Source organism: Streptomyces sp. NRRL B-24572 (assembly GCF_002156145.1).
Lineage (GTDB): Bacteria > Actinomycetota > Actinomycetes > Streptomycetales > Streptomycetaceae > Streptomyces > Streptomyces vietnamensis.
In genome coordinates this window covers 1-9,231 of sequence record NZ_MWIG01000252.1, presented here as the reverse complement: position 1 = coordinate 9,231, position 9,231 = coordinate 1, and the positions used below count along the sequence as shown (strand labels likewise).

The window sequence follows — 9,231 nt, the reverse complement described above, 5'->3', positions numbered from 1 at the left end:
CTCGTTCTGCACGACGGCGACCCCGAGCAGCTCGCCGTCGTGCAGAACGAGCTGTGGGTGCTCACCCAGTACGGGCAGTCCCTGAGGAACAACGGCGCCGCCGCCCTCTGACACACGTTCGGTCACGTCCCGGTCTCAAAAAGTCACCGCACGCCCCTCGTGGCGGCGATGTGTCGTACCCCACACTGGGTGACGGTGCCGTTCCGCCCCTCCTGGAGGTCGCCCGCCGTGCAGACCGAGATCCAGCCGAGTCAGACCGCCGAACCGGACGAGCAGACCGAGCTCCCCGAAGTTCCCGAGGTCCCACCCCAGCGCCGCCGCACCGGCGACCTCGGCGGCAACGGCCCCTCCTCCGACCTCTTCCGCCAGTACCTGCGCGAGATCGGCCGCATCCCGCTGCTCACCGCCGAGGAGGAGGTCGACCTCGCCCGCCGCGTCGAGGCCGGGCTGTTCGCCGAGGAGAAACTCGCCAACACCCCTGATCTGGAAACACAGTTGGCGATCGACCTGGACCGGCTCGTCGTCCTCGGCCGGATCGCCAAGCGCAAGCTCATCGAGGCCAACCTCCGCCTCGTCGTCTCCGTCGCCAAGCGGTACGTGGGCCGCGGCCTCACCATGCTCGACCTCGTCCAGGAGGGGAACCTCGGCCTCATCAGGGCCGTAGAGAAGTTCGACTACGCGCGCGGCTACAAGTTCTCCACGTACGCCACCTGGTGGATCCGCCAGGCCATGTCCCGGGCCCTCGCCGACCAGGCCCGGACCATCCGCGTCCCCGTGCACGTCGTGGAACTCATCAACCGGGTCATCCGCGTCCAGCGCCGCATGCTCCAGGAACGCGGCTACGAACCCACCGCCGAAGAGGTCGCCGCCCAGCTCGACGTGCCCCCCGAGCGGGTCGGCGAGGTGCTGCGGCTCGCCCAGGAACCCGTCTCGCTCCACGCGCCCGTCGGCGAGGAGGAGGACGTCGCCCTCGGCGACCTCATCGAGGACGGCGACGCCGCCTCGCCCGTCGAGTCCGCGGCCTTCCTGCTGCTCCGCCGCCACCTGGAGGACGTCCTCTCCACCCTCGGCGAACGCGAGCGGAAGGTCGTCCAGCTCCGCTACGGCCTCGACGACGGAAGGCCCCGCACCCTGGAGGAGATAGGACGCATCTTCGGCGTGACGCGCGAACGCATCCGCCAGATCGAGTCCAAGACCCTCAACAAGCTGCGGGACCACGCCTACGCCGACCAGCTCAGGGGCTACCTGGACTGACGAGGGGGCGCCCCGCCGTCAGGCAGGACACCCCCCGGGGCCGGAACGCGTCAGTCGACCTCGGCGACCGCCTGCGCGAACTGCGCCGCGTACAGCCGGGCGTAGGCCCCGCCGGACGACAACAGCTCCTCGTGCGTGCCCTGTTCGACGATCGAGCCGTTCTCCATCACCAGGATCACGTCCGCGTCCCGGATCGTGGAGAGCCGGTGCGCGATCACGAACGACGTGCGCCCGTGGGCGAGTCGGGCCATCGCCTTCTGGATGAGCACCTCGGTGCGGGTGTCGACCGAGCTGGTCGCCTCGTCCAGGACGAGGATCACCGGGTCGGACAGGAACGCCCGGGCGATGGTGATCAGCTGCTTCTCGCCCGCGCTGACCCCCGCCCCGTCGTCCTCGATCACCGTGTCGTAGCCCTCGGGCAGGGTCCGGATGAAGCGGTCGGCGTGCGCGGCGCGCGCCGCCTCCTCGATCTCCTCCCGGGTCACCGTGCGCGTGGCGCCATACGCGATGTTGTCCGCGATGGTGCCGCCGAAGAGCCAGGTGTCCTGGAGGACCATGCCGATGCCCTTGCGCAGCTCCTCGCGGGACATCTTCGCGACGTCCACCCCGTCCAGGGTGATCCGGCCGTCCGTCACCTCGTAGAACCGCATGAGCAGGTTCACCAGGGTCGTCTTGCCGGCGCCGGTCGGGCCGACGATCGCGACCGTCTGGCCCGGGTCGACGGTGAGCGACAGGTCCTCGATGAGCGGCTTGTCCTCCTCGTAGCGGAAGGAGACGCCCTCCAGGGCCACCTTGCCCTTGAGGTCCACCGGCTTCTCGCTCGTCGGTGCGTCCGGCTCCTGCTCCTCGGCGTCGAGGAGTTCGAAGATCCGCTCCGCCGAGGCGACACCGGACTGCACCAGGTTCGCCATCGACGCGACCTGCGTCAGAGGCATGGAGAACTGGCGCGAGTACTGGATGAAGGCCTGCACGTCACCGATGGACAGGCTGCCGGTCGCCACCCGCAGACCGCCGACGACGGCCACCAGGACGTAGTTGATGTTCGAGATGAAGAACATCACCGGCTGCATGACACCGCTGTTGAACTGCGCCTTGAACCCGGCCTCGTACAGTGCCTCGTTCTGCTCGCGGAAGTCCTTCGCGGACTCCTCCTGCCGGCCGAAGACCTTCACCAGGCCGTGCCCGGTGTACATCTCCTCGATGTGCGCGTTGAGCGCGCCCGTCGACTTCCACTGCTGCACGAAGTGCGGCTGCGAGCGCTTGCCGATCTTCGCCGCGACGAAGACCGAGACCGGCACCGTCACCAGCGCCACCACCGCGAGCAGCGGCGAGATCCAGAACATCATCACGAGCACGCCGACGATCGTGAGCAGCGAGTTGATCAGCTGGCCCATCGACTGCTGGAGTGTCTGCGAGATGTTGTCGATGTCGTTGGTCGCCCGGGACAGCACCTCGCCGCGCTTCGCCTTGTCGAAGTACGACAGGGGGAGCCGCGCCAGCTTCGTCTGGACGTCCTCCCGCATCCGGTAGACCGTCCGGTTGATCACCTTGATCGACATGCGGGTGGAGACCAGCATGAGCAGGCCCGCCGCGACGTAGACCGCGAGGACCACCAGCAGGACCTCGCCGACCGCGCCGAAGTCGATGCCCTTGCCGGGGGTGAAGTCGACCCCGGACAGCATGTCGGCCATGCCGCTGTCGCCGTCGGCGCGCAGCTTCTCCAGGACCTGCGCCTTCGTGGCGCCCGCGGGCGCGTGTTCCCCCGCGCTCTGCCCGATGACACCCGCGAAGATCAGGTCCGTCGCCTTGCCGAGGATCTTCGGCCCGACCACGGAGGCCGCCACCGACAGCACGCCGGCGATCAGCATCAGCCACAGCGTGCCGCGCTCGGGCGCCAGCTGCTTGAGCAGCCGCTTTCCCGAGCCCTTGAAGTCCATGGACCGCTCACCGGACTGGCCCATCATCATGCGTCCGCCAGGACCGGCCATCAGGCTGCCTCCGCCTCGGTCAGCTGGGAGAGCACGATCTCCCGGTACGTCTCGTTGTCCGCCATCAGCTCCCGGTGCCGTCCGGTGCCCACGACCCGGCCCTCGTCGAGGACGACGATCCGGTCGGCGTCGCGGATGGTCGACACGCGCTGGGCGACGATCACCACGGTCGAGTCCGCCGTCTCCTGGGCCAGCGCGGCCCGGAGCAGGGCGTCCGTCTCGTAGTCGAGCGCGGAGAAGGAGTCGTCGAACAGGTAGATCTCCGGCCGCTGCACGAGCGTCCGCGCGATCGCGAGCCGCTGCCGCTGCCCGCCGGAGACGTTGGTGCCGCCCTGCGCGATCGGGGCGTTCAGGCCGCCCTCCAGCTTGGACACGAAGTCCTTGGCCTGGGCGACCTCCAGGGCGTGCCAGAGCTCCTCGTCGGTCGCGTCGGGCTTCCCGTACCGCAGGTTCGTCGCCACCGTCCCGGAGAACAGGTACGGCTTCTGCGGGACGAGCCCCACGGTCTTCGCCATCAGCTGCGGGTCGAGCTCGCGCACGTCGACGCCGTCGACGAGGACCTCGCCGCCGGTGGCGTCGAAGAGCCGGGGCACGAGCCCGAGGAGGGTCGACTTGCCGCTGCCCGTCGAACCGATGATCGCGGTGGTCTCACCGGGGCGGGCGACGAGCTCGACGTCCTTGAGGACCGACTCCTCCGCGCCCGGGTACCGGAAGTCCGCGCCCCTGACCTCCAGGTGCCCGCGCCGGAGCAGCTTCGTCACCGGCTCGGCCGGCGGCACGACGCTCGTCTCGGTCCCGAGGACCTCCTCGATGCGCTCGGCACAGACCTCGGCGCGCGGCACCATCATGAACATGAAGGTGGCCATCATCACGGCCATCACGATCTGCATCAGATAGGCGAGGAAGGCGGTCAGCGCGCCGATCTCCATCCCGCCGCTGTCGATGCGGTGCGCGCCGAACCAGACCACGGCGACGCTGGAGACGTTCACGACGGTCATCACCGTCGGGAACATCAGCGCCATGAGCCGCCCGGTCGCCATCGACACGTCGGTGAGCTCGCCGTTGGCCCCGCGGAAGCGCTCCTCCTCGTACCCGTCCTTCACGAAGGCGCGGATGACCCGGTTGCCGGTGATCTGCTCGCGCAGCACCCGGTTCACCGTGTCGAGGCGCGTCTGCATGGTCCGGAAGAGCGGCCGCATCTTCCGCACGATCAGCGAGACGGCGACGCCGAGCACCGGCACCACCGCGAGCAGCACGCCCGACAGGGGGACGTCCTGGCCGAGCGCCATCACGATGCCGCCGACGCACATGATGGGCGCGGAGACCATCAGGGTGAACGCCATCAGGACCAGCATCTGGACCTGCTGCACGTCGTTGGTCGTACGGGTGATCAGCGAGGGTGCGCCGAAGTGGCCGAGCTCCCGGGCGGAGAAGGACTGCACCCGGTCGAAGACCGCGCCGCGCACGTCGCGGCCGAGCGCCGAGGCGGTGCGCGCGCCGTAGTACACGGCCCCGATGTTGCAGAGGACCTGGACGACGGAGACGCCGACCATCAGGGCGCCGAAGCGCAGGATGTAGCCGGTGTCCCCGTTGACGACACCGTTGTCGATGATGTCGGCGTTCAGGGTCGGCAGGTAGAGGCTCGCGCAGGTCTGCAGGAACTGCAGCAGGACGAGCAGCGCGATGGGTTTTCGATACGGCCGCAGGTGGGTTCGGAGAAGTCTTATGAGCACGGCTCCTACTATCGCCCGCGTCCCTGTGACGTTACGACTCGGTTTTGGGGCGCGGGCGCGGGCGGGCGCCTACGACGTGAACGAGCCCGGGTGGATCTGCTCCCGCGTCGCCACGTACTGCTGCCGTACGGCCTGCCCGACCGACAGTTCCTCGCCGGGCTCCAGGATCTGCGCGACCGCGCCCTGCCAGGCCGGGGGAGCGGCCGGGGAGAGCGTGCCCCGGGCGACCCCGAGGGCCCAGGCGGCCTGCCGGGCCGCGCCGAGCGCCGCGTAGTCGGCGGGCTGGGGGACGACGACCTGGGCGCCGAAGAGCGCCGGGGCGAAGGCCTGTACGGCCGGCAGGGCGGCGGCCGCGCCGAGCAGGAAGACCCGCCGCACCTCGACGCCCCGCCCGCGCAGGACGTCCATGGCGTCGGTGAGCGCGCAGAGCATCCCCTCGAACGCCGCCCGCGCCAGGTGCTCGGGCTTCATCGACTCGCGCCGCAGCCCGCTGAGCGTGCCGGCGGTGTGCGGCAGGTTCGGGGTCCGCTCGCCCTCCAGATAGGGCAGCAGGACGAGCCCGGAGGCGCCGGGCGTCGACTTCAGGGCCAGCGCCGACAGCTCCTCCAGCGACTCCACGCCCAGCATCTCGGCGGTGCCGCGCAGCGCCCGTACGGCATTGGAGGTGGAGACGACGGGCAGGTACATGCCGGTGGCGTCGGCGAAGGAGGTGATCATGCCGCTGGGGTCGGCGAGGGCCTCGTGGTGCACGGCCATCACGGAGCCGGAGGCGCCGAGCGAGACCACCGCGTCGCCGGGGCCGAGGCCGAGGCCGAGGGCGGCGGCCATCGTCTCGCCCGTACCGGCGGAGACGAGGAGGCCCTCGGGGGTGATGCCGGCGGCGTCGGAGGGCCCGAGGACCTCGGGCAGCACGGCCTGGTGGCCGAGGGCCAGCTCGACGAGGTCGGGACGGTACATCCCGGTGCCGACCGACCAGTAGCCGGTGCCGGAGGCGGCGCCGCGGTCGGTGGTGCGACGGGCGGGCCGGCCGAGGAGCTGCCAGACGAGCCAGTCGTGGGGCTGGAGGACCATGGCGACGCGCTGGGCGTTCTCCGGCTCCGTACGGGCCAGCCAGCGCAGTTTGGCGACCGCCTGCCCGGCACCGGGCACGCTGCCGACGGCCTCGGCCCAGGCCTGCCGTCCGCCCAGGGACTCCACGAGGTCGGCGGCGGCCACCTGCGCCCGCTTGTCGTTGCGCACGAGCGCGGGCCGCACCAGGCCGCCCTGCGCGTCGAGCGGCACGAGCCCGTGCTGCTGCGCGGAGACGCCGATGGCCTCCACGCCCTCCAGGAGCCCGCCGGCGGCGGCCTCCCCGAGCGAGAGCAGCCAGGTCTGCGGATCGACGTCGACGGCCTTGGGTTCGCCGGGATGTGCGGCGTACCCCTGCCGCAGTACGGCACCCGTGTCCGTGTCACAGACGACGATGCGTGTGAACTCCGCAGAGCTGTCCAGTCCGGCGACTATCCCCATGACACATGATTCTGCCGCACGCGAGGGAGTCAGGTGTTGCTGGTGCCCCAGTCGTCGTCCTCGTAGACCTTCCCGTTGCTGCCCTGCCGGCGCTCGCGCAGCGCGTGGACCCGGTCGGCCACGGAGTGCGGCAGCTTGTCGCCGACGACGTGGAAGGCCTTGCCCGCGGCCTGGCGCCCGGTCTGGGCGGCGGACTCGGTGGCGTTCCGCACGGCGGGGTTCTGTGCGAAGTGCTTCGCGGACTTCTTCATCTGTTCGTAGCGCTCGCGTCCGGCCCGCGTGCCGATCACGTAACCGAGGGCGAGTCCCACGACGAACGTCAGCTTGTACCGCACGGCTGCGATCCTTCCCTGGAGGCCCTGGGGGAACCGATTGGCGGAGCACCCCCCTGCTTGCGCTAATGTATGTCTCGCAGCGAGCGGCCGCCGCCCGGCAAGGCCCGAGGTGGATCCGATCGGTGCAACGCAGCAATCCCCTGTAGCTCAATTGGCAGAGCAGCCGGCTGTTAACCGGCAGGTTACTGGTTCGAGTCCAGTCGGGGGAGCGCGATCCCCTGTAGCTCAATTGGCAGAGCATTCGGCTGTTAACCGGAGGGTTACTGGTTCGAGTCCAGTCGGGGGAGCGAGACGGAAAAGGACCCTTCGGGGTCCTTTTTCGCGTCCCCGGGAACCATGCGGGGCGCGGCGCGGTCTTCATGGTCGAGCAGAGCCGATCATCCGGAGCAGGAGATCGTATGAGCGGCTATGCTGCGGCAGACGGCGCGCACACATGTACGCGCCTCACCGTTCGGGGCGGTAGCTCAGCCGGTTAGAGCAGCGGACTCATAATCCGTCGGCCGTGGGTTCGAGTCCCACCCGCCCCACCACAGCCCGTGGTCGCAGGAAGGTTTCCTCCGCGACCGCGGGCTTTTCTCGTCTCACCGTGCACCCGAGGTGATGCGCGTCACGGGAGCGACACGCCGGAGGTCACCCGGATGCGCCGCGCGTTCACGGCGGGGCGACGCGCCGCGCGTGGGGAACGCGCCGGGAACCGGCTCCCGACGGTTCGGCGATGACGCCCAGAGTGCGGCCGGCGGTGGTGGCGGCGACGGCCGTGTCCGCAATGTCCGTCGCCTGGTACCGGCGGCTGCGGAGCCCGTATAACCGGCGGCTTGATGCGCGGCGGTGTGCGCCGCGGGCACCCCGGGGCAGCGGACGAAGTGGAAAAGACATGCAGATGCGCGAGCTTGGACGTGGGCGATGAAGAGCCGGTTCTTGTCGCCGGTGGCAGGCCTGGCCGTCCTTGCCGCACTGGCCGGTTGCGGAACGCAGCAGAGCCCCGACCCGGAGGCCGGGCCCGTGAAGGCCTCCGCAGCCGTTACGGGCGCGCCGAAGGTGTCGAAGGCGCCGGAGAGCAGCGCGTCAGACCTGCTGGCGCGAGCCGAGGCGGCCATGGACGCCCAGAACGGGTGGACGTTCGCCGTGACCGGCAGGGAGTCGCTGAAGGAGACCGGCGCACCGGAGGGGCAGGGCAGCGCGGCCTCGTACTCCGCCACGGTGGAGCGGACCGGCAGGCCGGAGGCCTTGCACCAGAGCGGCACGGTACTCAGCAAGGGCAGGCGGAAGCCCGAGGAGGTGTTCGCCGCCGACGGCACCGGGTACGTGCGGGAAGGCGCCCCCGGCACCCCGTGGACCAAGGGGCCCCTGACCGCTCCCGGGATCGCCGCCAAGGTGGAGGACCCGCTGGCCGCGCTGGAGTCCTTCACCGCGTACGTCGAGCGGAACGAGCGGATCGAGGTCACCAGGACCGACGGTGAGATCGAGCTCCGGATGCGGATCCCCGCCGGACACCTGGCCGACAGGACGGAGCGACCGGCCATCGCGAAGGCCGCCGACGAGTTCCGGCCCACTTTGGACAAGCTGCGCGAGGCCGGCGTCACATCGGACGAGAAGCGCATCGTACTGACCGGGTTGGAGGAGATCCTCACCCTGGACGCGCGTACCTACCGGATGATCTCCTGTCGGTCCTCCTTCGGGTTCGCCGTCCCGCACGAGGGCCGACAGCTCCGATACGAGCAGGATCTCCGGGCGGACACGCGAAGTGCCTTCACCGGCCGGATCGAGGTTCCCGAGGCCGCCCGTTAGTCCAACCCGTCGCGATACGGCGGGGATCCGTACCTCGTCACGCGAGAGGCTCGGCCACGCCCGCGTCGCTCCTGACGCGGGCGTGGCGCCCTGTGGCGGCCCTTGGGCCGGCCGGCAGCCCAAGTCGGCTTGCAGGAGGGGGAGTTGTCGGCCGACGGTCACCCCCTCGACGTCTTCAGCTTTCGCCGGGCTTGGCCTGCGATGCCAGGACCGTGCCGCCGGCGCCCAGGACGGTGATGGTGAAGCCGTCCGTCCCGGCACGGGTGTCGTACGCGTGGAAGGCGACCCAGCCGGGGCGGCCGGGCAGCGTGACGATGCGGGCGCTCGTCGTCCGGCCTCCCGCGGAAAGGGTCACCCCGGCGGGCCTCTCGGGGCCGCGGTAGACGCCGGCCCACACGGTGCCGGTGGCGTCGCCGGTCATGGTGGCCGAGACCTTTCCCCCGGGCACCTCGGCCACCTTCATCAGCCGCTCCTCGGAGCCCGAGGCCTTCGGCGTCGAAAGGGACATGCCCTGGGCCGTCAGCCGCATCGTGCTGCCGCCGCCGAGCGTCACCTCCTCGCCCGGAGCCACCACCTTCACCGCCGCCGGTGCCGCCGGCGATGCCACCGGCGGCGGTGAAGGTG

7 protein-coding genes and 3 tRNA genes are annotated in these 9,231 nt (G+C 70.6%); 5 read left to right on the top strand and 5 right to left on the bottom strand.

From position 1 onward, the window contains the following. The first annotated feature begins 228 nt into the window (after nucleotides 1–228). Complete coding sequence (locus CCN56_RS15765; RefSeq protein ID WP_179199859.1) at nucleotides 229–1,254, top strand: RNA polymerase sigma factor; 1,026 nt, start codon at nucleotides 229–231, stop codon at nucleotides 1,252–1,254. Between the two features lie 50 nt (nucleotides 1,255–1,304). Here CCN56_RS15765 and CCN56_RS15760 read toward each other — a convergent pair whose 3' ends face one another. The 4 genes from CCN56_RS15760 to CCN56_RS15745 all read right to left on the bottom strand — a co-directional run bounded on the left by CCN56_RS15760 (nucleotide 1,305) and on the right by CCN56_RS15745 (nucleotide 6,819). Next, on the bottom strand, nucleotides 1,305–3,242 hold the full coding sequence (locus tag CCN56_RS15760; RefSeq protein ID WP_086827463.1) for an ABC transporter ATP-binding protein: 1,938 nt from the start codon (nucleotides 3,240–3,242) through the stop codon (nucleotides 1,305–1,307). Next, entirely contained in the window at nucleotides 3,242–4,975 is a 1,734-nt protein-coding gene (locus CCN56_RS15755; RefSeq protein WP_086827461.1) for an ABC transporter ATP-binding protein, read from the bottom strand. Before CCN56_RS15755 ends, CCN56_RS15760 begins: the two co-directional genes overlap by 1 nt. A gap of 69 nt (nucleotides 4,976–5,044) precedes the next feature. Then, entirely contained in the window at nucleotides 5,045–6,484 is a 1,440-nt protein-coding gene (locus CCN56_RS15750) for an FGGY family carbohydrate kinase (RefSeq protein WP_086827459.1), read from the bottom strand. 29 nt (nucleotides 6,485–6,513) lie between these two features. Further along, entirely contained in the window at nucleotides 6,514–6,819 is a 306-nt protein-coding gene (locus CCN56_RS15745) for a hypothetical protein (RefSeq protein ID WP_086827457.1), read from the bottom strand. Between the two features lie 136 nt (nucleotides 6,820–6,955). Between CCN56_RS15745 and CCN56_RS15740 the strand changes: the two genes are divergently transcribed. From CCN56_RS15740 to CCN56_RS15725, 4 genes are all read left to right on the top strand, one after another. After that, nucleotides 6,956–7,028, top strand: a tRNA-Asn gene (locus tag CCN56_RS15740). 5 nt (nucleotides 7,029–7,033) lie between these two features. After that, a tRNA-Asn gene (locus CCN56_RS15735) sits at nucleotides 7,034–7,106 on the top strand. Between the two features lie 166 nt (nucleotides 7,107–7,272). Continuing rightward, nucleotides 7,273–7,349 (top strand) — tRNA-Ile (locus CCN56_RS15730). Between the two features lie 388 nt (nucleotides 7,350–7,737). Beyond that, nucleotides 7,738–8,607 (top strand): hypothetical protein, encoded by an 870-nt coding sequence (locus CCN56_RS15725; RefSeq protein ID WP_143664528.1) that lies wholly within the window; start codon nucleotides 7,738–7,740, stop codon nucleotides 8,605–8,607. A 175-nt stretch (nucleotides 8,608–8,782) separates the two neighbouring features. Here the strand turns inward: CCN56_RS15725 and CCN56_RS15720 are convergent, their stop codons facing one another. After that, complete coding sequence (locus CCN56_RS15720) at nucleotides 8,783–9,115, bottom strand: hypothetical protein (RefSeq protein ID WP_218779416.1); 333 nt, start codon at nucleotides 9,113–9,115, stop codon at nucleotides 8,783–8,785. Nucleotides 9,116–9,231 lie beyond the last annotated feature (116 nt).

What these genes read in the sequence shown, in the direction of transcription:
- CCN56_RS15760 (WP_086827463.1), bottom strand. Translation starts at nt 3,242, where the DNA reads ATGGCCGGTCCTGGCGGACGCATGATGATGGGCCAGTCCGGTGAGCGG.
- CCN56_RS15750 (WP_086827459.1), bottom strand. Translation starts at nt 6,484, where the DNA reads ATGGGGATAGTCGCCGGACTGGACAGCTCTGCGGAGTTCACACGCATC.
- CCN56_RS15720 (WP_218779416.1), bottom strand. Translation starts at nt 9,115, where the DNA reads ATGTCCCTTTCGACGCCGAAGGCCTCGGGCTCCGAGGAGCGGCTGATG.